22 protein-coding genes are annotated in these 20,910 nt (G+C 66.0%); 13 read left to right on the top strand and 9 right to left on the bottom strand.

Annotation, left to right across the window (positions count from 1 at the left end; all coding sequences use genetic code 11):
* The first annotated feature begins 13 nt into the window (after positions 1 to 13).
* Genes rfbA through rfbD form a run of 3 tightly spaced genes read left to right on the top strand, consistent with a single transcriptional unit; the run spans position 14 to position 2,348 of the window.
* Positions 14 to 901, top strand: a complete 888-nt coding sequence (rfbA, locus tag AC5P9L_RS00705) for a glucose-1-phosphate thymidylyltransferase RfbA (RefSeq protein WP_111189305.1) — start codon at positions 14 to 16, stop codon at positions 899 to 901.
* Positions 898 to 1,455: a dTDP-4-dehydrorhamnose 3,5-epimerase gene (gene rfbC / locus AC5P9L_RS00700; protein ID WP_111189306.1), complete on the top strand. Its 558-nt coding sequence runs from the start codon at positions 898 to 900 to the stop codon at positions 1,453 to 1,455. The genes rfbA and rfbC overlap by 4 nt, the downstream gene beginning before the upstream one ends.
* On the top strand, positions 1,452 to 2,348 hold the full coding sequence (gene rfbD, locus AC5P9L_RS00695) for a dTDP-4-dehydrorhamnose reductase (RefSeq protein WP_111189307.1): 897 nt from the start codon (positions 1,452 to 1,454) through the stop codon (positions 2,346 to 2,348). The genes rfbC and rfbD overlap by 4 nt, the downstream gene beginning before the upstream one ends.
* 93 nt (positions 2,349 to 2,441) lie before the next feature.
* On the opposite strand, the gene AC5P9L_RS00690 is transcribed toward rfbD, so the two are convergent.
* Entirely contained in the window at positions 2,442 to 3,845 is a 1,404-nt protein-coding gene (locus tag AC5P9L_RS00690) for a mannose-1-phosphate guanylyltransferase/mannose-6-phosphate isomerase (protein ID WP_111189308.1), read from the bottom strand.
* An 11-nt stretch (positions 3,846 to 3,856) separates the two neighbouring features.
* Positions 3,857 to 5,203, bottom strand: coding sequence for a phosphohexomutase domain-containing protein (locus AC5P9L_RS00685; protein WP_150359453.1), 1,347 nt, complete (start codon positions 5,201 to 5,203; stop codon positions 3,857 to 3,859).
* A gap of 234 nt (positions 5,204 to 5,437) precedes the next feature.
* On the opposite strand from AC5P9L_RS00685, the gene AC5P9L_RS00680 reads away from it, so the two are divergent.
* From AC5P9L_RS00680 to AC5P9L_RS00645, 8 genes are all read left to right on the top strand, one after another.
* Positions 5,438 to 6,394, top strand: coding sequence for a UDP-glucuronic acid decarboxylase family protein (locus AC5P9L_RS00680; RefSeq protein WP_099527084.1), 957 nt, complete (start codon positions 5,438 to 5,440; stop codon positions 6,392 to 6,394).
* A 10-nt stretch (positions 6,395 to 6,404) separates the two neighbouring features.
* Complete coding sequence (locus AC5P9L_RS00675) at positions 6,405 to 7,349, top strand: glycosyltransferase (protein WP_099527085.1); 945 nt, start codon at positions 6,405 to 6,407, stop codon at positions 7,347 to 7,349.
* On the top strand, positions 7,327 to 7,731 hold the full coding sequence (locus tag AC5P9L_RS00670) for a GtrA family protein (RefSeq protein WP_111189310.1): 405 nt from the start codon (positions 7,327 to 7,329) through the stop codon (positions 7,729 to 7,731). The genes AC5P9L_RS00675 and AC5P9L_RS00670 overlap by 23 nt, the downstream gene beginning before the upstream one ends.
* The gene (locus AC5P9L_RS00665; protein WP_111189311.1) at positions 7,728 to 8,327 is read left to right on the top strand and encodes a hypothetical protein; all 600 of its coding nucleotides are present in this window, start codon (positions 7,728 to 7,730) and stop codon (positions 8,325 to 8,327) included. The genes AC5P9L_RS00670 and AC5P9L_RS00665 overlap by 4 nt, the downstream gene beginning before the upstream one ends.
* A 51-nt stretch (positions 8,328 to 8,378) precedes the next feature.
* The gene (locus AC5P9L_RS00660; RefSeq protein WP_111173910.1) at positions 8,379 to 8,804 is read left to right on the top strand and encodes a hypothetical protein; all 426 of its coding nucleotides are present in this window, start codon (positions 8,379 to 8,381) and stop codon (positions 8,802 to 8,804) included.
* Complete coding sequence (locus AC5P9L_RS00655) at positions 8,779 to 9,984, top strand: hypothetical protein (protein ID WP_111173911.1); 1,206 nt, start codon at positions 8,779 to 8,781, stop codon at positions 9,982 to 9,984. Before AC5P9L_RS00660 ends, AC5P9L_RS00655 begins: the two co-directional genes overlap by 26 nt.
* Positions 9,985 to 10,080: 96 nt before the next feature.
* Complete coding sequence (locus tag AC5P9L_RS00650; protein ID WP_111189312.1) at positions 10,081 to 10,812, top strand: CoA transferase subunit A; 732 nt, start codon at positions 10,081 to 10,083, stop codon at positions 10,810 to 10,812.
* A gap of 1 nt (position 10,813) precedes the next feature.
* Positions 10,814 to 11,446: a CoA transferase subunit B gene (locus tag AC5P9L_RS00645; protein ID WP_111173913.1), complete on the top strand. Its 633-nt coding sequence runs from the start codon at positions 10,814 to 10,816 to the stop codon at positions 11,444 to 11,446.
* Between the two features lie 22 nt (positions 11,447 to 11,468).
* On the opposite strand, the gene AC5P9L_RS00640 is transcribed toward AC5P9L_RS00645, so the two are convergent.
* Positions 11,469 to 12,767, bottom strand: a complete 1,299-nt coding sequence (locus AC5P9L_RS00640; RefSeq protein ID WP_181453352.1) for a glycosyltransferase — start codon at positions 12,765 to 12,767, stop codon at positions 11,469 to 11,471.
* An 83-nt stretch (positions 12,768 to 12,850) separates the two neighbouring features.
* On the opposite strand from AC5P9L_RS00640, the gene AC5P9L_RS00635 reads away from it, so the two are divergent.
* Positions 12,851 to 13,432: an alpha-ketoglutarate-dependent dioxygenase AlkB family protein gene (locus AC5P9L_RS00635; protein ID WP_111173915.1), complete on the top strand. Its 582-nt coding sequence runs from the start codon at positions 12,851 to 12,853 to the stop codon at positions 13,430 to 13,432.
* A gap of 115 nt (positions 13,433 to 13,547) precedes the next feature.
* Here AC5P9L_RS00635 and AC5P9L_RS00630 read toward each other — a convergent pair whose 3' ends face one another.
* The 4 genes from AC5P9L_RS00630 to AC5P9L_RS00615 are packed head-to-tail and all read right to left on the bottom strand — an operon-like array spanning position 13,548 to position 17,066.
* Complete coding sequence (locus AC5P9L_RS00630; protein ID WP_111189313.1) at positions 13,548 to 14,189, bottom strand: ABC-type transport auxiliary lipoprotein family protein; 642 nt, start codon at positions 14,187 to 14,189, stop codon at positions 13,548 to 13,550.
* Positions 14,186 to 15,112, bottom strand: a complete 927-nt coding sequence (locus AC5P9L_RS00625; RefSeq protein WP_005408000.1) for an MlaD family protein — start codon at positions 15,110 to 15,112, stop codon at positions 14,186 to 14,188. The genes AC5P9L_RS00630 and AC5P9L_RS00625 overlap by 4 nt, the downstream gene beginning before the upstream one ends.
* Positions 15,113 to 15,115: 3 nt before the next feature.
* On the bottom strand, positions 15,116 to 15,943 hold the full coding sequence (locus tag AC5P9L_RS00620; RefSeq protein WP_005408001.1) for an ABC transporter ATP-binding protein: 828 nt from the start codon (positions 15,941 to 15,943) through the stop codon (positions 15,116 to 15,118).
* A 1-nt stretch (position 15,944) separates the two neighbouring features.
* Complete coding sequence (locus AC5P9L_RS00615) at positions 15,945 to 17,066, bottom strand: ABC transporter permease (RefSeq protein WP_005408002.1); 1,122 nt, start codon at positions 17,064 to 17,066, stop codon at positions 15,945 to 15,947.
* A 93-nt stretch (positions 17,067 to 17,159) separates the two neighbouring features.
* Here AC5P9L_RS00615 and AC5P9L_RS00610 point away from each other — a divergent pair, with 93 nt between their 5' ends.
* Positions 17,160 to 18,419, top strand: a complete 1,260-nt coding sequence (locus AC5P9L_RS00610) for a threonine/serine exporter family protein (RefSeq protein WP_049427914.1) — start codon at positions 17,160 to 17,162, stop codon at positions 18,417 to 18,419.
* 80 nt (positions 18,420 to 18,499) lie between these two features.
* Here AC5P9L_RS00610 and AC5P9L_RS00605 read toward each other — a convergent pair whose 3' ends face one another.
* Together AC5P9L_RS00605 and AC5P9L_RS00600 are read right to left on the bottom strand one after the other, a co-directional pair.
* Positions 18,500 to 18,883 carry an H-NS histone family protein gene (locus AC5P9L_RS00605; RefSeq protein ID WP_005408004.1) on the bottom strand — a complete coding sequence of 128 codons (384 nt, stop codon included), beginning with the start codon at positions 18,881 to 18,883 and terminating at the stop codon, positions 18,500 to 18,502.
* A gap of 224 nt (positions 18,884 to 19,107) precedes the next feature.
* A complete protein-coding gene (locus AC5P9L_RS00600) occupies positions 19,108 to 20,811 on the bottom strand; it encodes a proline--tRNA ligase (RefSeq protein ID WP_062607850.1) in 1,704 nt (567 codons plus the stop codon).
* Between the last annotated feature and the right edge of the window lie 99 nt (positions 20,812 to 20,910).

The raw sequence follows: 20,910 nt of genomic DNA, 5'->3' as shown, positions 1-20,910 counted from the left end.
CGCAGGAGACGACATGACCCAGCGCAAGGGCATCATCCTCGCCGGTGGCTCCGGCACCCGGCTGTACCCTATCACCCAGGGTGTCAGCAAGCAGCTGCTGCCGGTGTACGACAAGCCGATGATCTACTACCCGCTCAGCGTGCTGATGCTGGCGGGCATCCGCGAGGTGCTGATCATCAACACCCCGCACGAACAGGCGCTGTTCCGGCAGCTGCTGGGCGACGGTTCGCAGTGGGGCATGGACATCCAGTACGCCGTGCAGCCCAGCCCCGATGGCCTGGCCCAAGCCTATCTGATCGGTCGCGATTTCGTTGCCGGCAAGCCGAGTTGCCTGGTGCTGGGGGACAACATCTTCCACGGCCATGGGCTGAGCGAAATGCTGCGCCGCGCCGACGCACGTGACCAGGGGGCCACGGTGTTTGGCTACTGGGTCAACGACCCCGAGCGCTATGGCGTGGCCGAGTTCGACGCCAGTGGCAAGGTGGTCGGGCTTGTCGAGAAGCCGCTCAACCCGCGCTCGAACTACGCGGTGACCGGCCTGTACTTCTACGATGCGCATGCCTGTGACTACGCCGCCGAGCTGAAGCCCTCGGCCCGCGGCGAGCTGGAGATCACCGATCTCAACCGCAGGTACCTGGAGCAGGGCCTGCTGCACCTCGAGCCACTGGGCCGCGGTTATGCCTGGCTCGATACCGGCACCCACCAGTCGCTGCTGGAAGCCTCCAATTTCATCGAGACCATCCAGACCCGCCAGGGCCTGCAGGTCTGCTGCCCGGAGGAAATCGCGTTCGGGCAGGGCTGGATCAATGCCGAACAGCTGGAAGCCCTGGCTGCACCACTGATCAAGAACGGCTACGGCCAGTACCTGCACAAGCTCGCCCTGCGTGGAGTTGTTCCGTGAAAGTGATTGAAACCAGGTTGCCCGGTTGCGTAGTGATCGAACCGGCCGTGTTCGGCGATGCTCGCGGTTACTTCTTCGAAATCTGGAACGCCGAGCGCTTCGCCGCGCTGGGCCTGCCGGATCGCTTCGTGCAGAGCAACGTCTCGACCTCGGCCAAGGGTGTCCTGCGCGGGCTGCATTACCAGTGGCCGCGCCCGCAGGGCAAGCTGGTCAGCGTGCTGGAAGGCGAGGTCTATGACGTGGCCGTCGACATCCGTCGCGGCTCGCCGACCTTCGGCCAGTGGGAAGCGGTGGTGCTGAGCGCGGAGAACAAGAAGCAGTTCTGGATTCCGGAAGGCTTCGCCCACGGCTTTGCCGTACTGTCCGAGCGCGCGGTGTTCAGCTATCTGTGCACCGAGGTCTACCTGAAGGACTTCGATGCCGGCGTGCGCTGGAACGATGCCGATATCGCCGTGGACTGGCCGCTCAGTGTGCCAACGTTGTCGGCCAAGGACGAGAATGCCCCCTTCCTGAAGGACATCGCCGAAGACCGCCTGCCGGTCTACGTGCCATGACCGTTCTGGTCTTCGGTGGCAACGGCCAGGTCGGCCAGGAGCTGCTGCGCGCGCTGGCGCCGCTGGGCAAGGTGGTCGCGACCACCCGCAGCGGCGCTCTGCCGGATGGCAGCGCCTGCGAAACCGCCGATTTCGGCCAGCCTGAAAGCCTGCCGGCCCTGCTGGACCGGCTGCAGCCGTCGATCGTGGTCAACGCCGCGGCCTACACGTCCGTCGATCGTGCCGAACAGGAGGTCGACGCGGCCTTTGCGGCCAATGCGCAGGCGCCGGGGATGATCGCGCGCTGGTGTGCCGCGCATGGCGTGCCATTCGTGCATTACTCCACCGACTACGTGTTCGATGGCCAAGGCAGCGCGCCCTACCGCGAGGACGAACCGACCGCACCGCTGGGTGTATATGGCACCAGCAAGCGCGATGGCGAGGAGGCCGTACGCGCGGCCGGTGGCCGCCACCTGATCTTCCGCACGGCCTGGGTCTATGCCTCGCATGGCGCGAACTTCCTGCGCACCATGCTGCGCGTGGGCGCCGAGCGCGATGTGTTGCGGGTGGTGGCCGACCAGGTCGGTACGCCCACGCCGGCCGCGCTGATTGCCGATGTGACCGCGCAGGCATTGCAGCACCCGGGCCGTCTGTCCGGCACCTGGCATCTGACCGCCAGTGGCCAGACCAGCTGGCACGGCTTTGCCGAGGCGATCTTCGCCGAAGCGTTGGCCACTGGCGCGCTGGTCAAGGTGCCGACCGTCGAGGCGATTTCCAGTTCCGAGTATCCGACCCCGGCCAAGCGCCCAGCCTGGTCGGTGCTGGACAACCGCAAACTGCAACAGGATTTCGGCATCGTGCTGCCGGCATGGCAGGACGGCCTGAAGCGGGTGATGGCAGAGATTGCCCGATAAGGGTAGCGCCGGGCCACGCCCGGCGGATGCTTGCAAGCCGCTGCGCTCGCCGGCCATGGGCCGGCGCTACCGTGGGGCGCAGGCGTTGATGCCTCAACTGCGCCCGTACGTATCCTCGAACCGCACGATGTCATCCTCGCCCAGGTAGCTGCCCGACTGCACTTCGATCAGTTCCAGTGGCAGCTTGCCGGGATTGCGCAGGCGATGCGTCACGCCCAGCGGGATGTAGGTGCTCTGGTTCTCGCTGAGCAGGATCACCTCGTTGCCGCGGGTCACCTCCGCGGTGCCGCTGACCACGATCCAGTGTTCGGCGCGGTGGTGATGCATCTGCAGGCTGAGCGTGCCGCCGGGCTTGACCGTGATCCGCTTGACCTGGAAGCGCTCACCGTTGTCGATCGAGTCGTAGGCGCCCCACGGGCGATACACCTTGCGGTGCCAGGTCGCCTCGCTGCGGCCTTCAGCCTTCAGCTTCGCCACTACCGTCTTGACCTCCTGCATGCGGTCGGCCTTGCCGATCAGCACGGCGTCGTCGGTCTCGACCACGATCACATCGTCCAGGCCGACCAGGGCCACCAGGCGCTGCGCATAGGCATAGGTATTGCGGCAGTCGATGGCGATCACATCGCCCTGGTGGGCATTGCCGTCGCCATCCTGCTGCGAGACATCGCGCAGCGCGGTCCACGAACCGACGTCGTTCCAGCCGGCATCCAGCGGGATCACGACTGCATCGGCAGTCTTTTCCATCACCGCGTAGTCGATCGAGTCCGACTGCACCGCCGTGAAGGCATCCCTGTCCAAGCGGGTGAAGTCGGCATCGCGGCGCGCCTGCTGCCAGGCCTGGCGGCTGCTGGCCAGCATCGCCGGCTGGAAGCACTCCAGTTCCTGCAGGTAGCGCGAGGCCTTGAACAGGAACATGCCGCTGTTCCAGTAGTACTGACCGCTGCTGACGTAGCCGGTGGCGGTCTCCAGGTCGGGCTTTTCGACGAAGCGTTCGACGGCACGCAGGCCCTGGCCGTCGGCAGCCTTGATATAGCCGTAGCCGGTTTCCGGGCCGGTCGGCACGATGCCGAACGTGACCAGCTTGCCGGCTTCAGCGGCACTGGCGGCGGCCTGCACCGCGTTGCGGAAGGCCGCCTCGTCGGTGATCACATGATCGGAGGGCAGCACCAGCAGCAGCGCGTCGGCACCGTCACGGGTGGCCTCCAGCGCGGCCACGGCGATAGCCGGTGCGGTATTGCGGCCCACCGGTTCAAGGATGATCGCGGCCGGTTCAGCGCCGACCTGCTGCAGCTGCTCGGCGGCGACGAAGCGGTGCTCTTCGTTGGCAATCACCAGCGGGCCACGCGCCGCCAGTGGGGCGACGCGTTGCCAGGTGGCCTGCAGCATCGTCAGCTCGCCGGCCAGTGGCAGGAACTGCTTCGGGTAGGCCTCGCGCGAAAGCGGCCATAGGCGTGTACCGGACCCACCGGACAGGATGACGGGCTGGATGCTGCTCATGCGGGCCTCGGTTACTGCTGGATCAGACGGGAAATTTCGTCGGTACGCGCCTGCATCAACGCAGCGTCACCGCGCGCTTCGACGTTCAAGCGCAGCAGCGGTTCGGTGTTGGAGCTGCGCAGGTTGAAGCGCCAGCTGCCGAAGTCGGCGCTGATGCCGTCGGTGTGGTCCAGCGTGGGCGACTGCGCCGCGAAGTGCTCCATCACGCGTGCAACGGCGGCCTTGGCATCGGCGACCTTGAAGTTGATCTCGCCACTGCACGGGTAGGCGGCCATGCGGTCTTCAACCCAGTCGGCCAGCGAACGACCGCTTTCGGAGATCAGCTGGGCGATCAGCAGCCACGGGATCATGCCGGAGTCGGCGTAGGCGAACTCGCGGAAGTAGTGGTGGGCGCTCATCTCGCCACCGTACACCGCGTCCTCGGCACGCATCTTTTCCTTGATGAAGGCGTGGCCGCTCTTGCACTGCACCGGCACGCCGCCCGCCTGCTCGACCATGTCCACAGTGTTCCAGACCAGGCGCGGGTCATGCACGATCCTGCCGCCCGGATTGCGGGCCAGGATCGCCTTGGCCAGCAGGCCGACCAGGTAATAGCCCTCGATGAAGCGGCCGGTGTGGTCGAAGAAGAAGCAACGGTCGAAGTCGCCATCCCAGGCGATGCCGAAGTCGGCGCCGTGTTCGCGCACCGCGTCGGCAGTGGCGGCGCGGTTCTCCGGCAGCAGCGGGTTGGGGATGCCGTTGGGGAAGCTGCCGTCCGGCTCGTGGCAGATGCGGATGAATTCGAACGGCAGGTGCGGTGCCAACAGGTCAACGATGGCACCGGCGCCGCCATTGCCCGCATTGACCACCAGCTTCAGCGGCTTGAGCTTGCCGGCATCGACATAGCCCAGCAGGTGCTGGATGTAGGCGCTTTTGTCGTGCCGGGCAGCCAGGCCTGCGCGCGGCGGCTGGGCCTCGGAGGTATCGGTGGCCACTGCATCGGAAATCGCGAACAGGCCGGTGTCGGAACTGATCGGCCGTGCTTTCTCCTTGACCAGCTTCATGCCGTTGTAATCCATCGGGTTGTGGCTGGCGGTGACCATCACGCCGCCGGCCGCCTCCAGGTGGTCGGTCTGGAAATAGACCTCCTCGGTGCCGCACAGGCCGATGTCGATCACTTCACGGCCGGTGCCGCGCAGGCCGGCCGCCAGTGCGTCCTGCAGCGCCGGGCTGGTCAGGCGCACGTCATGGCCCAGCACCACCGGGCCCGGTGCGAGCTGGGCGGCCAGTGCAACACCAATGCGGCGGGCCAGGTCTTCGTTCAGTTCCTCGGGCACGCGGCCACGGATGTCATAGGCCTTGAAGGCGGGCAGGGGCATCGAACCAGTCCATCCGGATAGAGAAACCCGATTATAGCGGGAGGGTCTGCAAACGGCCGGTGAGCCACGGGCGCCCGGGCAGTAGCGTTGGCAGGGGAGTGGGGCCGGCCGATTCCCCGTCGATGGGCCATGGCCAGCAGGCAGTTCGCATACAATTGCGCGCTGACGACCGAGGACATGGCCCGAGTGGCCATCGCCGATTGGCCTGCTGTTCCAGAAGGATCGAGGTTTGCTTTGAAATTCACTCACGATCAGAAACGCGTGCTGGTGACCGGTGGCGCGGGCTTCCTCGGGTCGCATCTGTGCGATCGGCTCATCGCGGGCGGCCATGACGTCCTCTGCGTGGACAACTTCTACACCGGCAGCAAGGCGAACGTGGATGGGCTGCTGGGCCACCCACGGTTCGAGCTCATGCGCCATGACGTGACGTTCCCGCTCTATGTGGAAGTGGACCGGATCTTCAACCTGGCCTGCCCGGCGTCACCGATCCACTACCAGCAGGACCCGGTGCAGACCACCAAGACCAGCGTGCATGGGGCGATCAATATGCTCGGCCTGGCCAAGCGCCTGCGTGCGCGCATCCTGCAGGCCAGCACCAGCGAGGTGTACGGCGATCCGGAAATCCACCCGCAGGTGGAAGGCTACTGGGGCCGGGTCAACCCGATCGGCATCCGCAGCTGCTATGACGAGGGCAAGCGTTGCGCCGAAACGCTGTTCTTCGACTACTGGCGCCAGCATCAGCTGGAGATCAAGGTCATGCGCATCTTCAACACGTATGGTCCGCGCATGCATCCCAATGACGGCCGGGTGGTCAGCAACTTCATCGTGCAGGCGCTGAAGGGCGAGCCGATCACCATCTATGGCGATGGCAGCCAGACGCGCAGCTTCTGCTATGTCGATGACCTGATCGAGGGCATGTTGCGGCTGATGGACTCGCCGGCTGATCTCACCGGTCCGATCAATATCGGCAATCCGTCCGAGTACACGATGCTGGAACTGGCCGAGACCGTGCTCCGTCTGGTCGGCGGCGCGTCGAAGATCGAGTACCGTCCGCTCCCCTCGGATGATCCACGCCAACGCCAGCCGGATATCAGCCTGGCCAAAGCGGATCTGGGCTGGGAGCCCAAGGTCGGCCTGGAGGACGGCCTGAAGGAGACCATCGCCTACTTCCGCCATCGCTTGCAGGCCTGAGGTGGCGACGATGCGAAAGATCGTGGTGATGCCGGTCTACGAGGACCTGGAAGCCTCCTCGAAGTTGTTCGTAGAGCTCGCCCGCACCCAGGGTCCGGACACCTATGTGGTGGCCGTGGACGACGGCTCGGTGCGGCAACCATTGCCGATCAGCGCCATTGAGGCTTCGGGGCTGGAGGGCGTGGTGATCCGCCTGCGTCGCAATGTCGGGCATCAGCGTGCGATCGCCATCGGCCTGGGCTATGTGGCCGAGCACTTCGATGGCAATGATATTGTCGTGGTGATGGATTCCGATGGCGAGGATACGCCGGAGAGCATCACCGAGCTGGTGGCGGGCCTGGATTCGGCCGATGTCGACGTGGTGGTGGCCAGCCGTCGCAGCCGGGTCGAATCGCTGAAGTTCAAGTCGTTCTACATCGTCTACAAGCTGCTGTTCTCGCTGCTCAGCGGACGCCAGATCAGCTTCGGCAACTTCATGGCGGCGAAGATGCCGGCGGTGCGCCGGTTGGCATCGATGCAGGAGCTGTGGATCCACGTTGCAGCCTGCGTACTGGGCTCGAAGCTGCGCGTGCAGACCTGTGCGCTGGATCGTGGTCCGCGCTATGCCGGTCGCAGCAAGATGAACTTCGTCGGCCTGGCCCTGCACGGATTCCGTGCACTGATGGTGTTTGCCGAGGATGTGCTGGTACGCGTGGGCATCGCCTGCACCATGGTGGCGGCACTGTCGATCATCGGCGGGATCGTTGCCACCGGGCTGAAGATGCTGGGCTTTGCATCGCAGGGCTGGTTCTCGCTGGCATTCGGCATCCTGGTGCTGGTGTTCCTGCAGACCGCGGCACTGACGCTGATCATCCTGATGTTGTCGGGGATGATGCGCGGCGGTGGCGTCATGAGCGTGGGCAGCTATCGCGAATTCATCGACGAGGTCCTGCATGCCTGCCGCCGCAGTGGCTAAGGGTGCGCTGGGCGGACAGGCCGTCCGCTACGTGATCAATGGCCTGGTCGCCACCGCAGTGCACTATGGAGTGCTGCACTTCAACATCGAGGTGCTGCACGTCCCGCTGGCCGCGATGGCCAATGCGATTGCAGCGGTCTTCGGCATCACTGTGTCGTTCCTCGGCAGCCGCTACTTCGTTTTCCATGGCAGGCAGGGCAGCCTGGCGCGGCAGGGCTCGCTGTTCCTGCTGATCTACGCCGCGATCGCCGTCCTGCATGCGCTGGTGATGTACGTCTGGGCCGATCGATGGGGCCTGGACTACCGCGCAGGGTTCGTGCTGGCGACCGGAATGCAGATGGCCGTCAGCTTCGTCGCCAACAAGTTCCTGGTGTTCAAATGAACAAATATCTGCGTGCCGCGCTGGCAACCCTTGCATTCATTGCCGTCCTGCTGCTGGTCTACTACGTCCACATGCGCCAGTTCCGCGTGAACGTGGTGCTGTATGCCAGCATCCTCGACGCGGTGATCGCAGTGGTGGTGGTGTTTGCGGGCCTGTATGCGTTGAAGTGGTTCAGGGATTTCAGCCGCCTCGAGCTGATCCAGCTGGCCGCCATCTGGTTGCTGGGAGGCTATGTGTTCGCGATCTCGGTCCCGACCGTCATCGACCGCTCGCTGTCCTTCTACATCCTGGAGAAACTGCAACAGCGTGGCGGTGGGATACGCGAAGACGCGTTCCGCCAGGTGTTCACTGAAGAGTACGTCCGCGAGCATCACCTGGTGGAAGTGCGCCTGACCGAGCAGCTGCAGTCCGGAACCGTGCAGATCCATGATGGTTGTGTGCGGTTGACCGCGCGCGGCGAGCGCCTCGCATCGTTCGGCCGCTTCTACCGGCAGAACCTGCTGCCGACCCACCGCCTGCTGATGGGGCAGTACACCGATGCGCTCACTGATCCTTTCCGCGACAGCCGGATGCCGTCCGACTATCGTTGCCAATAGCCCGGGTGCTGCTGGCGCATTGGTTTTTCCGTTGGTTCCTTGAAATGTTTCATGGATGACATGACCTCCACCTCTCCCCCCCTGCGCACTTCGCGCCGGGACCTGGCGATTGCCGGGTTCCTGTTGCTGCTGTTGGCCGCTTCCCTCGTATCGGTCGCCAAGCGATCGGACTATCAGACGTCGTTGCTGCGCCAGGCCTTCGTTGAGGACGCGGGATTTGACGCATCCGTACCACGTGAGGTGGTGGATGCACGCGATCTGGTACGCGCGCAGCCGATCGCTCCCTCGCTGCTTTCGCTCGGGCAGGGGCTGAAGGACGATCCCTTGATCCAGCAACGCATGTGGGAGGCGCTGTATCCGGTCCGGTTCAGCGATACCGATACCCCGCAGCGCCTGCTGAGGGCCGGTGATCCGCTGGTTGACCAGTGTCATGTCCAAGGGAGGAAGGCAGATGTCGTTCTTGTCGACTGCCGCTGAATCAGGGCGCCGTGCGGCGCTGGCCATGCTGGTCTCCATTCTTCTCTGCTATGGCCTGGCCGCCATAGGCCTGACGGGCTGGCCGGTGCAGGTGGCATTCTGCGCGGTCGTGCTCAGCGCGCTGCTCGCCCTGTCGGCCGTGCGTGACCTGCGTACCGCGCCTCTGGTCCTGGCCGTTCTGGTGCTGGTGTTGATCGCACTGGGAAGCCCCAGCGATGGCTGGGACCCGCGTTCGATCTGGCTCTTCCATGCCAAGCGGATCTACCTGGAGGGCACGTTGTACGCCCAGCTGGATGATTACGCGCCGTGGAGCCACAACGACTATCCCGCGCTGGTTCCGTTGTTGATGGCCTGCGCAGCAGGTTTGGCCGGGCACTGGAACGAACTGCTGCCCAAGGCGGTGGCACCGCTGCTGCTGCTGCCGGCACTGCTGCTGATCGCCCCGAGTTTCCGATGGCGCTGGTGCGGGGTGCTGTTCGCAGTGCTGCTGCTGCGCCTGGGGCGCGACATGCTGATCAACGGCTACATGGATCCTCTGGTGGCGGTCTACGCCGTCGCTGCCGTGGCGACAGCGGTGCGCTACCGCATGTCCGGGAAGCATGGTGGTAGTCGCGAGCTGGTCGCATTCACCCTGCTGGTGGCAGTGCTGTCGATGTTGAAGAACGAGGGCGCCGTGCTTGCGGTTCTGTTGACGGCCGTGGTGCTGGGCGAAGGCGCGCTGCGTGAGCGTCGCCTGGGCTGGCGCATCCTCCTGGCCGCGGTTGTGGCCCTGCTGCCACTGCTGGCATGGAAGCTGGCCGTCGGGCAGGCAGGGGTTGGCAATGACCTGGCGGGAAGCGACATGAAGGCGCAGCTATTGGCGCGGCTTGGCAGCGAGGGCGGTACCCTGCCGATCGTCGGGCGCCTGCTGCTGGATGTCTGGGTGCTGGTGCCGTTGCTGGTGCTGGCGGTGCTCTGGCGCCCGGTGCTGCGGGTTCCGGCGGCATCGGCTGCCATGCTGGCGGCGCTGGCGTACGCAGCGGTGCTCTTCCTGGTCTACCTGGGAACGCCGCATGACCTGGACTGGCACCTGCGCACCAGTGTCGATCGAGTCCGCATGCCGGTAACACTGCTGCTGGGGTTTGCGGTGCTGCTGGCGCTGGAACATCGCGTCGCGGTGAAGACGCTGCGCACCCGCTGAGTCGGAACGCGCCGTGGCGCCATGCTGCGGCGCATCCCAGCGGTATGCAGGTGTAGCGCTAGAATGCGCTCATTCTTCCCGTGTGGGGCTGTAGAAATGGAACACGTGACTTCCACCGGCAAGCGCGGCAAGCGCTTTGCCACGGCGGCGCAGGCGCTGGAGGGCGTCATCGCCGATGGCCAGACCCTGGCTGTCGGAGGCTTCGGCCTGTGCGGCATTCCCGAGGCACTGATCGCCGCGCTGCGCGACAGCGGGGCCAAGGGCTTGACCGTGATCTCCAACAACGCGGGGGTCGATGGCTTCGGCCTGGGCCAGCTGCTGGAGACGCGGCAGATCAGGAAGATGATTTCGTCCTACGTGGGTGAGAACAAGGAGTTCGAGCGGCAGTTCCTGGCCGGTGAACTGGAGCTGGAATTCAACCCGCAGGGCACCCTGGCCGAGCGCCTGCGCGCCGGTGGCGCCGGCATCCCGGCGTTCTTCACCGCCACCGGCTACGGCACGGTGGTGGCCGAAGGCAAGGAAACCCGCGAGTTCGACGGCAAGCACTACGTGATGGAAACCGCGCTGCGCGCCGACGTGGCGCTGGTCAAGGCGTGGAAGGCCGACGAGGCCGGCAACCTGGTGTTCCGCAAGACCGCGCGCAACTTCAACCCTGCCTGTGCGATGGCCGGCAAGGTCTGCATCGTGGAAGTGGAGGAGGTGGTGCCGGTCGGCGCCATCGATCCGGACCAGGTGCACCTGCCGGGCATCTACGTGCACCGCATCGTGCACAACGCGCATCCTGAAAAACGCATCGAACAGCGCACCATCCGCGCGGAGGGCAACTGACATGGCGTGGACCCGTGACGAGATGGCAGCGCGCGCTGCCCAGGAACTGACCGACGGTGCCTACGTGAACCTGGGCATCGGCCTGCCGACCCTGGTCGCCAACCACATCCCCGAGGGCGTGGACGTGTGGCTGCAGTCGGAAAACGGCCTGCTGGGCATCGGCCCGTTCCCGACCGAAGCCGAAGTCGACGCGGACCTGATCAATGCCGGCAAGCAGACCGTCACCGCGCGTGCCGGTGCCAGCTATTTCGGCAGCCATGACAGCTTTGCGATGATCCGTGGCGGCCACGTCAACCTGGCCATCCTCGGCGCCATGCAGGTGACCGACAAGGGCGACCTGGCCAACTGGATGGTGCCCGGCAAGATGGTCAAGGGCATGGGCGGCGCGATGGACCTGGTGGCCGGCGTGCAGCGCGTGGTGGTGCTGATGGAGCACACCGCGAAGAACGGCGAGCACAAGATCCTGGCCGAATGCACACTGCCGCTGACCGGCGTCGGCGTGGTCGACCGCATCATCACCGACCTGGCTGTATTCGACGTCACCGATGCCGGTCTGGTGCTGGTGGAAGCGGCGCCGGGTGTCAGCGATGACGAACTGAAGGAAAAAACGGGCGTGGCGTTCGCGCGAGGTTGAATCGGCGTTCGCGCCGGAGTGATCAGTCGCGCAGGAGTGCTTCCAGACTCCTGCGCGCCGCATCGCTGGAGAAGTGCTCGCGGATGTTGTGGTAGCCCTGTTCGGAGATGTGGGACCACAACGCCTCATCCGAGTACAGGCGCAGGATGGCGTTGCTGAACGCCTCGGTATCTGCCGCGATCAGTGCATTCTGACCATCGACCAGGAACATGCCTTCGGCAGCAATGGGCGTGGCCACTACCGGAACACCGTGGCTCATGGCCTCATTGACCTTGCCTTTCACGCCTGCGCCGGAGAGGAGCGGGGCGAGCGCGATCCTGCAGCGCGACAGGAAGGGCTGCAGTGATGCTACGTGGCCGTGGACGATGACACCGTTGCCGGCATAGCGCGCCGCCACGTCTTCCGGAATCTCTCCGATCAGGTGCAGGACGATCTCCGGGCGCTGCGCACGGATGCGGGGATGGATCTCGCCGACCAGCCATTCCAGCGCTTCCTGGTTGGGTTGATGGGCATAGCCCCCCACGAAGTACAGGTCAGCGGTCTCCTCGAACCGGCGTGTGCCCCCCTGTACGTCATGGATGTTGGACAGCAGCCGGATGTCGCTGCCGGGCAGTTGCGCCTGCAGCATCTCCAGCTCGGTCTGGCTGACCACCAGCGTCGTGTCGCTGGCGTTGATCAGGGCGAACTCGCTTTGCCGCGTGCGTGCGGCCCGCCGCTGCAGGTCCGGGTCCTGGCGCAGGTCCGCAGCACGCTGCTCACGCACATGGTGCAGGTCCACGGTGTCGAAGATCACCTTGCCGACAGCGTAATCGCGGATCAGCCCGATGTGGGCTGCCGCCACATGGTGGCGGCTGAGCAAGGTCGCACGCAGCTGCTGGCCGTGCACGCGCAGCCACTGGTCGAGGCGTGGGCGGCCTGCGATGCCGATCAGGTCCACGCCCAGTGCGTTGAGGAAGGCGCCACTGTCGGCACTGATGACACCATTGTCCGGCATGAACACCGGTTGCCATCCCAGCTCGCGGATCGACTGGAGGATCTTGCACATCCGGACCGAGCCGGAATCGCGGGTCGGATCGGGCGCGCTGGCATCAAGCACCAGCACGTATCCAGCACGTGCAGGGGCGGTGCTGCGCGCCTCGCCGGAAGAGCGCACTGCTTGATCGGGCACCGATGCTGCGGCCGGTGGATGTGGGCGAAGCACGGCCCTGACCTTGCGCAGCGTGGCGGCCGGGCCAACCTGGCGCAGGTTGTGAATCACCGAGGCCAGCCGGCGGGACGCCTGGCGAAGTCGCCATTTGAGGCTGTACCAGGAGTGCTTCATCGTCATCATCGTCAGGCGGCGCGCAGGAATGCGGTCGACCATCATAGTCGCTGGCCGCGGAGGGGGTGTGCTAGCGTGCTGGTATGCATTTCCCACTGGACGACGCCGACATCCACTGGCATCGGGGCTGGCTGGCCGCGGACCAGGCGGACCTTATGCAGCAGCAACTGGAGCAACGTATCCCCTGGCAGGTGCATCGCATCCGAATGTTCGGCCGTATCGTCGATTCGCCCCGCCTGAGCTGCTGGATGGGGGATGCCGAGGCGCGCTATCGCTATTCGGGTACCGATTTCCTGCCTGAGCCGTGGCAGCCGGCCCTGCTGCCGCTTCGCGAACGGCTGCAGGCATTCTGTGGACATGCCTTCAACAGCGTACTGCTGAACCGCTATCGCAGCGGCGGCGATTACATGGGCTGGCACAGTGATGACGAACCCGAACTGGGCCCGGCGCCGGTGATCGCCTCGCTGAGCCTGGGCGCGCCGCGGCGCTTCCTGCTGCGGCGGCGCGACGATCCGGCGCGGAAGGCGGAGTATCTGCTCGGCCACGGAGACCTGCTGGTGATGGCGGGGCAGACCCAGCGCTTCTACCAGCACGCGCTGCCGAAGATGGCGCGCGTGCAGGGTGAGCGGATCAACCTGACGTTCCGCTGGATCACGCCCCGTTGATGACGATGGGGGCAGAGCCCTTTCGCAGCGCGAAAGGGATCCGACCCCGTCACGCATCGGGTTCTGGGGTCGGATCCCTTTCCCGTCGGGAAAGGGCTCTGACCCCCTCGGCCTATCAGCGCTTGGCCGCCGTAGTGTCGTTCTGCCCGCTGACCAGCGTCCAGCCCACCATGTCCTGCGCCAGCTGCTGCAGGCCACGTTCGAAGGCGGCGGTGACGGCCGGCACGTCGGTACTGCCGACCGGCTGTGCCTGGCGGAAGGTACGGTCGGCGACCACGCGCTGGTCGGCGACGTGGATCAGCTTGGCGTTGACCTCGATCACCACCGTCGGCGTGGCCTGGCCCTGGTAGTCCGACTCGAAGCGGCGCACGTCGGTGGACAGCTTGTAGTCGGCGCGGATGCCGGCGGTGCTGCGGGCGACGCCGTGGATGCGTCCGGAATCCTCAAAGCCGCGCAGCAGGGTGTCCTCGATCATGTCGGTGGCCGGCTGGGCCCAGCTGGCGCCCTTGTAGATCTCCAACTGCGACGGGGTCGGCCGCACGTTGATGCGCGGGCTGTCGACCATGCGTGCGGCGCTGGGCTTGGCCAGTACCAGCTGCCAGCTGGCCTGCGGCCACGCCGGATCGGCCTTCACCTGCACGGCGGGCGAGTACAGCGTCACTGCGGTTTTCTCGCTGCTGCCAAGGATGGAGCAGCCGCCCAGCAGGGTGACCAGCGAAGCGGCCAGCAGCAGGCGCGGAAGGGGCATCGGGCTCATTTGGGTTCGAACTCCTTCGGTGCGTCGCGGCCCAGCAGGTAGCGCGCGGGATTGTTCTCGAGGCGGTCGCTGACCCGGCGCAGGTCGCGGATCAGGCCGCGCAGTTCGGTCAGCGTCGGGCCCAGCTGGCCGAGGCCATCATTGGCGAAGCTGTTGATCGCGGCGCGGTTCTCGCCAAGGATCGAATCGGCGTTGCCGGCGGCCGAGTCGAGCTTGGCCAGGGTGCCGTCCAGCTTGTCGATGATGCCCGGCAGCTGCTGCACCAGGTTCCTGTCCAGGCGCTCGATGGTGCCGTTGGTGGTCTTCAGCGTGGTGTCCAGACTGCGGGCGGCATCGCGCGCGCTGAGCAGCAGCGCCTGGGTACCCTGGTCACGGTCGGCCAGGCCGCCGCTGATCGTCTCCAGGTTGGCCAGCGTCGCGTTGATCGAGGCCACGTTGCGGTCGCTGAGGATCTGGTCCATGCGCTCGACGATGCGGTTGGCGACGTCGGTGATGTTCTGCAGCGCCGACGGCGTGGTCGGGATGATCGGCGCCGGGTCCTTGTTGACCGTGGTCAGCGCCGGCGACTGCGGCGTGCCGCCGCTGAGCTGGATGATCGACGGGCCGGTCAGGCTGGTGATCGCCAGCTTGGCACGGGTATCGGTCTTGACCGGGGTGGTCGAGTTCAGGCGGATGCGTGCGACCACCTGGCGCGGGTCGTCCGGCACCAGGTTCAGTTCGATGATCGAACCGACCGCGATGCCGTTGTACTGCACCGGGCTGCCCACCGACAGGCCGGTCACCGCCTCGCGGAACACCACGCGGTATTCCTGCCAGGTGCGGTCGGAGGAGTACTTGGCCGCCCACAGGCCGAAGGCCAGCAGGGCCAGGCCGGTGATCAGGGTGAACGCGCCGATCAGCACGTAGTTGGCTTTGGTTTCCATGGCTCAGGCACTCTCGATCTGTTCGCCGCGCGCGGCACGCGCACGCGGTCCGTGGAAGTATTCCTGGATCCACGGATGATCCAGTTTCTCGATGTCCGGCAGTGGCGCGTTGGCCACCACTTTGCGGTCGGCGATCACCGCCACCCGGTCGCAGATGGCGTACAGCGTGTCCAGGTCGTGGGTGATCAGGAACACGGTCAGCCCCAGCGCCTCCTGCAGGGTCTTGATCAGGCGGTCGAACGCGGCCGCACCGATCGGGTCGAGGCCTGCGGTCGGTTCATCCAGGAACAGCAGCGGCGGGTCCAGCGCCAGCGCGCGGGCCAGGCCGGCGCGCTTGCGCATGCCACCGGACAACTGCGATGGCAGCTTGTTGATCGCATCGGCGGGCAGGCCGGCCAGCTTCACCTTCAGCAGCGCCAGCTCGTAGTGCCAGCGCTCGGGCAATTCGCGGTGGTGTTCCTTCAAGGGCACCTGCACGTTCTCGCCCACGGTCAGTGAAGAGAACAGGGCGCCGTCCTGGAACAGCACGCCGGTATTGCGTTCGATGTGCAGGCGGCTCTCGGCGTCGTCGGCACGCGCATCGCGGCCCAGCACTTCGATCTGGCCGGCGTCGGGTGTGCGCAGGCCCAGGATCGAGCGCATCAGCACCGACTTGCCGGTGCCCGAGCCACCCACCACGCCCAGGATCTCGCCACGGCGCACGTCCAGGTCCAGGTCTTCATGCACGGTCTGGCTGCCGAAGCGGTTGACCAGCCCACGCACGCGGATGGCCAGGTCGTGGCCGTCGCCGTCCTGCATGGGTATTTCTTCGGGAGTCGGATGCGTGCTCATGTCACCAGTCCATGTGCATGAACCACAACGCCGCGAAGGCGTCGATGATGATCACCAGCGAGATCGTCTGCACCACGCTGGAGGTGGTGCGTTCGCCGACCGACTGCGCCGTGCCTTCCACCTTCAGCCCTTCCAGGCAGCCGATCAGGCCGATCACCAGCGCGAACACCGGCGCCTTCGACAGGCCGACCAGCATGTGCCGCACTTCCATCGTCTCGTGCATGCGCGCGATGTACATCTGCGGCGGGATGTCGAGGTCGAACGCGCCGACAGTGATGCCGCCGGCCAGGCCCGCGATCATCGCGATGAAGGTCAGCAGGGGCAGGGTGACCAGCAGCGCCAGCAGGCGTGGCAGCACCAGCAGGTCGATCGGATCCAGGCCCAGCGTGCGCATCGCGTCGATTTCCTCGCGCGCCTTCATCGCGCCGATCTGCGCGGTGAACGCACTGGCGGTGCGGCCGGCCAGCACGATCGCGGTCAGCAGTACCGCGAACTCGCGCAGGAAGGCGATGTTGACCAGCTCGACCACGTAGATCTCGGCGCCGAAGTCGCGCAGGATGGTCGAGCCGAGGAAGGCGATCACCGCGCCGACCAGGTACGACAGCAGCGCCACCAGCGGTACTGCGTCCAGCCCGACCTGCTCCATCTGGTGGACGGTGGCGGTCAGGCGGAAACGGCGGGGCTCCTTGACCAGGCGTGCTGCCTTGACCAGGTTCTCGCCGAGGAAACTGCACAGCGCCTTGATGTTGTGGCCAGTGGCATGGACGCTGACACCGAGCCGTTCCAGCGCCGCCAGCACGCCGAAATCGCGCTTGGGCCGGGGCCGGTCGTCGGCCACTTCCTCGATGGTGCAGACCAGCGCCTGGTGGTCCGGCCGGAACTGCAACGCGTCCTCGCCAAGGTCGGCGCGATGCGCTACGCGCAGTACCTGCAGCACGCCGGCCGAATCCATCTTCTCGATGCCGGTGGCGTCGATGCCGGTCAGCGTGTCGGGAACGCCGCGCAGGACTTCGGCCGCGGCCAGCGCGGTCTTCAAGGTCCAGGTGCCGGACAGGCGGATCAGGCCCGGGTCATGGGCATCCTGTTCGAGCTGGGGGGCGTGGTTCGGGGTCACTTGGGCCATTCGGGTCGCAGCATAACCGTTCTGTCTGGGGCATCGCGTCGAACCCGGATGAATTTATCCAGTGCGGCCCGGCAGTAGGTAATACTACGGCGCATGTCCGCAGACGCTCACACGATCCCCACGCCCCAGGCCACCTACGCGCAGCGCGTGGCCTTTGTTTCCGAGATCGCCGGACGCCTGCACAGCTACGGCACCACGGCCCAGCGCCTGGAAACGGCAGTGGTGGCACTGGCCCGCCAGCTCGATCTGGATTGTGAACCGTGGTCGAATCCCACCGGTATCATCCTCAGTTTCAGCGACCCGGCACAGGCGATCGGCTCCAGCGACATCACCCGCGTGATCCGCCTGGCACCCGGCGAGAACGACCTGCACAAGCTCAGCGTCGCCGACCATATCGCCGAGGAAGTGTCCAACGGGCGGATGAGCATTGCCCAGGGCCACACCGCGCTGCGCCAGTTGGACAAGGATCCGGGCCGGCGCGGCAAGCTGCGCACCATTCTTTCATTCACCCTGGGCGCGGCCGGCGTGGCCGGCATGTGGAAGCTGCCGTGGCTGGACATCGCCACCGCCGGTGTCATCGGCCTGATGATCGGCCTGCTCGGCATGGTCACCGACCGTCGCCCGGCCACCCGTGAAGCGGCCGAGGCGCTGGCGGCGCTGCTGGCCGGCATGGTCGCAACCCTGGTCGCGTCCTTTGTTGGCGCACTCAACCTCAACACGGTGATCATCGCCTCGCTGGTGGTGCTGCTGCCGGGCATGTCGCTGACCAATGCGGTCAATGAACTCGCCAGCCAGCATTGGGTCTCCGGTACCGCGCGCTTCGCCGGCGCGTTGACCACCATCATGAAGCTCAGCGTGGGCGCGATGATCGCGGTGACCCTGGCCGATGTACTCGGCCTGGACCCGGTGATCCGCGCCACGCGGCCGCAGGGGCCGTGGGTGGAGTGGGGTTCGCTGCTGACCGCGGCATTCGCCTTCGCGATGCTGTTCAAGGCCAACCGGCGCGATTACCCGTGGGTGATCGCAGCCTCGGTGGCGGGTTACGCGATCTCCAAGTTCGGCGGGCACGCCTGGGGCGCGCCGGCCGGCATCTTCCTGTCAGCGATGTTGCTGACCGCCGGTGGCAATCTGTTCGGCCGCCTCGTTGGCCGCCCAGGAGCGATCATCCGCCTGCCCGGCATCATCATGATGGTGCCCGGCAGCACCAGCCTGCGCGGCGTGCTGACCCTGGTCCAGCAGCAGGACGTTGGCGCGGGCCAAAGCGTGTTCCTCACCGTGCTCAACGTGGTGATGGCGCTGGTGGCCGGCCTGCTGTTCGGCAACCTGCTGATGCCGGCGCGCAAAACCCTGTAGGTGTGGACCGTTGGCCCGCACACCGAAGAATGAAAAACGCCGGCTTCCGCCGGCGTTTTTCATTGCATCCCGATCCGGCCTCAGGCCTTCTTGATCAGGAAATCTTCCGGCTTCTTGTTGCCCTTGGCGGTCAGCTCGGCCATCCAGCGCGGCTGCTTGCCACGACCGGTCCAGGTTTCCTTGGGGTTGGCCGGGTTGCGGTACTTCGGGGCAACCTTGCCCAGCTTGCGGCCGGCGGTCTTGGACGGTGCCTTGGCTGCCGGGGCGGCTTTGCGCGCGCGCGGTGCCGGGGCGCCGCCGAACAGTTCTTCGATGGTGTAACCCTCGGTCTTGGCCAGCTTGGTCAGCTGGGCCCGGACCTTGGTGATTGGCCGGCGCTTGGCGACGATGGTCTGCTGCTTCTTGGCGGTACGGATCAGGGCGCCCAGCTCGCGTGCCGACAGGCCGGTCAGGTCAATGCTCATTTACGGTTACTCCGGAAACTAAAATGTGGACGGGACGAGCCAGTCCATGGCGTCGCGGGACAGAATAAAGATGAATTAATCACAGCACAAATGCAGGCGGGTCATGGCCTGGCAGCATCCCGGCTGCATTGCGTCGATTCTGACCGGATTATGTCCGCTGCAATATTGCTCAACTGGGCGACAGGCAAAAAAAAAGACCGGGGCGTGCCCCGGTCTTCTCCTGATCAGCCCTGCAGTCGCTGCAGCAGGGTGGCCTTGTCCAGGCTTTCCGCTTCGCTGGCGCGGCGCGAGCGGTACTCGTAGGTACCGGCGGCCAGGCCGCGCTCGCTCACCACCACGCGGTGCGGGATGCCGATCAGTTCCATGTCGGCGAACATCGCACCCGGGCGCAGGCCACGGTCGTCCAGCGCGGCATCGAGGCCGGCGTCGCGGAGTTCCTGCAGCAGGCTGGCAGCAGCATCGGCCACGGCGGCGTCGCCCTTCGGGTTGATCACGCACACCACCACCTGCCACGGCGCCATCGCGTCCGGCCAGATGATGCCGGCATCGTCATGGTTCTGTTCGATCGCGGCAGCCACCACGCGCGAGATACCGATGCCGTAGCAGCCCATCGCCATCACCGCCGCCTTGCCGTTCTCGTCCAGCACGGTGGCATCCAGCGCTTCGGCATATTTGCGGCCGAGCTGGAACACGTGGCCGACTTCGATGCCACGGGCGATCTTCAGTTCGCCACCGTCCAGCGCGCGGTCACCGGCACGCACGTTGCGGATGTCGGCCACTTCCGGTTCCGGCAGGTCGCGGCCCCAGTTGACCCCGGCCAGGTGGAAACCGGCTTCGTTGGCGCCGACGACGAAGTCGGACATCGCGGCCACTTCGCGGTCGGCGACCACGCGGATGGCCTTGGCCGGGGCGACCGGACCGAGGAAGCCCGGCACGCTGCCCAGGTACTCGGCGATTTCCGCCTCGCTGGCAAAGCGCTGTTCGTCCAGGCCGGCAACCTTGGCCAGCTTGATTTCGTTGACCTCATGGTCGCCGCGCACCAGCACCAGCACGAACTGCCGTGCTTCGCCTTCACCGGCGATCAGCGCCACCGACTTCACCGTGCGCTGCAGCTCGATGCCGAGCAGCGCCGCGACGTCCTCGCAGGTTTTCTGGGTAGGGGTGTCGACCTTGCGCATGGCTTCACTGGCAGCCGCACGCGGTGCCGGGTCGGCGGCGATCGCCGCTTCCATGTTCGCGGCGTAGTCCGAACCGGTGGAGAACACCAGCGCGTCCTCGCCGGAATCGGCGATGACGTGGAATTCCTGCGAGGCATCGCCACCGATCGCACCGGAGTCGGCCTGCACCATGCGGAAGTCCAGGCCGAGGCGGGTGAAGATGCGGCTGTAGGCCGACTTCATGTTCTCGTATTCGCGCACCAGGCACTCATCGTGCAGGTGGAACGAATAGGCGTCCTTCATCAGGAATTCGCGCGAACGCATCACGCCGAAGCGCGGGCGGATCTCGTCGCGGAACTTGGTCTGTACCTGGTAGAAATTCACCGGCAGCTGCTTGTAGCTGGACAGCTCGCTGCGCGCGAAGTCGCAGGCGGCTTCTTCGGCGGTCGGGCTGTAGCAGAACACCTGGTCCTTGCGGTCCTTGATCTTCAGCAGCTGCGGGCCGAACTTCTGCCAGCGGCCGGTCTGCTCCCACAGTTCCTTCGGCTGGATGGTCGGGATCTGGAATTCCACGGCACCGGCGCGGTCCATTTCCTCGCGCACGATGCGTTCAACCTTGCGCAGCACGCGCAGGCCCAGCGGCGACCAGGTGTACAGGCCCGATGCCAGCTTGCGGATCATGCCCGCGCGCAGCATCAGCCGGTGGCTGGTGAGCTCGGCGTCGCTGGGGGTTTCCTTGGTGGTGTGCAGGTGGAACTGGGAGAGGCGCATCGTCGGCTTCGGATAACGGCAGAGACGCCTATTCTGCCAGCCCGGCCGGGGAGAGGGGTATCGGCAGGGCTGCGCCCTGCACCCGCAGTAGTGCCGGCC

This window comes from Stenotrophomonas sp. YJH_SMC_64, assembly GCF_059371375.1.
The sequence above is the reverse complement of the archived record's forward strand: the minus strand, read 5'-3'. Positions and strand labels throughout refer to the sequence as shown.

Excerpts from the sequence above, each read along its gene's own strand:
- rfbA (WP_111189305.1), top strand. The coding sequence starts at position 14 with ATGACCCAGCGCAAGGGCATCATCCTCGCCGGTGGCTCCGGCACCCGG.
- rfbD (WP_111189307.1), top strand. The coding sequence starts at position 1,452 with ATGACCGTTCTGGTCTTCGGTGGCAACGGCCAGGTCGGCCAGGAGCTG.
- AC5P9L_RS00690 (WP_111189308.1), bottom strand. The coding sequence starts at position 3,845 with ATGAGCAGCATCCAGCCCGTCATCCTGTCCGGTGGGTCCGGTACACGC.
- AC5P9L_RS00685 (WP_150359453.1), bottom strand. The coding sequence starts at position 5,203 with ATGCCCCTGCCCGCCTTCAAGGCCTATGACATCCGTGGCCGCGTGCCC.
- AC5P9L_RS00675 (WP_099527085.1), top strand. The coding sequence starts at position 6,405 with ATGCGAAAGATCGTGGTGATGCCGGTCTACGAGGACCTGGAAGCCTCC.
- AC5P9L_RS00670 (WP_111189310.1), top strand. The coding sequence starts at position 7,327 with ATGCCTGCCGCCGCAGTGGCTAAGGGTGCGCTGGGCGGACAGGCCGTC.
- AC5P9L_RS00665 (WP_111189311.1), top strand. The coding sequence starts at position 7,728 with ATGAACAAATATCTGCGTGCCGCGCTGGCAACCCTTGCATTCATTGCC.
- AC5P9L_RS00660 (WP_111173910.1), top strand. The coding sequence starts at position 8,379 with ATGGATGACATGACCTCCACCTCTCCCCCCCTGCGCACTTCGCGCCGG.
- AC5P9L_RS00655 (WP_111173911.1), top strand. The coding sequence starts at position 8,779 with ATGTCGTTCTTGTCGACTGCCGCTGAATCAGGGCGCCGTGCGGCGCTG.
- AC5P9L_RS00650 (WP_111189312.1), top strand. The coding sequence starts at position 10,081 with ATGGAACACGTGACTTCCACCGGCAAGCGCGGCAAGCGCTTTGCCACG.
- AC5P9L_RS00645 (WP_111173913.1), top strand. The coding sequence starts at position 10,814 with ATGGCGTGGACCCGTGACGAGATGGCAGCGCGCGCTGCCCAGGAACTG.
- AC5P9L_RS00640 (WP_181453352.1), bottom strand. The coding sequence starts at position 12,767 with ATGAAGCACTCCTGGTACAGCCTCAAATGGCGACTTCGCCAGGCGTCC.
- AC5P9L_RS00635 (WP_111173915.1), top strand. The coding sequence starts at position 12,851 with ATGCATTTCCCACTGGACGACGCCGACATCCACTGGCATCGGGGCTGG.
- AC5P9L_RS00630 (WP_111189313.1), bottom strand. The coding sequence starts at position 14,189 with ATGAGCCCGATGCCCCTTCCGCGCCTGCTGCTGGCCGCTTCGCTGGTC.
- AC5P9L_RS00625 (WP_005408000.1), bottom strand. The coding sequence starts at position 15,112 with ATGGAAACCAAAGCCAACTACGTGCTGATCGGCGCGTTCACCCTGATC.
- AC5P9L_RS00620 (WP_005408001.1), bottom strand. The coding sequence starts at position 15,943 with ATGAGCACGCATCCGACTCCCGAAGAAATACCCATGCAGGACGGCGAC.
- AC5P9L_RS00615 (WP_005408002.1), bottom strand. The coding sequence starts at position 17,066 with ATGGCCCAAGTGACCCCGAACCACGCCCCCCAGCTCGAACAGGATGCC.
- AC5P9L_RS00610 (WP_049427914.1), top strand. The coding sequence starts at position 17,160 with ATGTCCGCAGACGCTCACACGATCCCCACGCCCCAGGCCACCTACGCG.
- AC5P9L_RS00605 (WP_005408004.1), bottom strand. The coding sequence starts at position 18,883 with ATGAGCATTGACCTGACCGGCCTGTCGGCACGCGAGCTGGGCGCCCTG.
- AC5P9L_RS00600 (WP_062607850.1), bottom strand. The coding sequence starts at position 20,811 with ATGCGCCTCTCCCAGTTCCACCTGCACACCACCAAGGAAACCCCCAGC.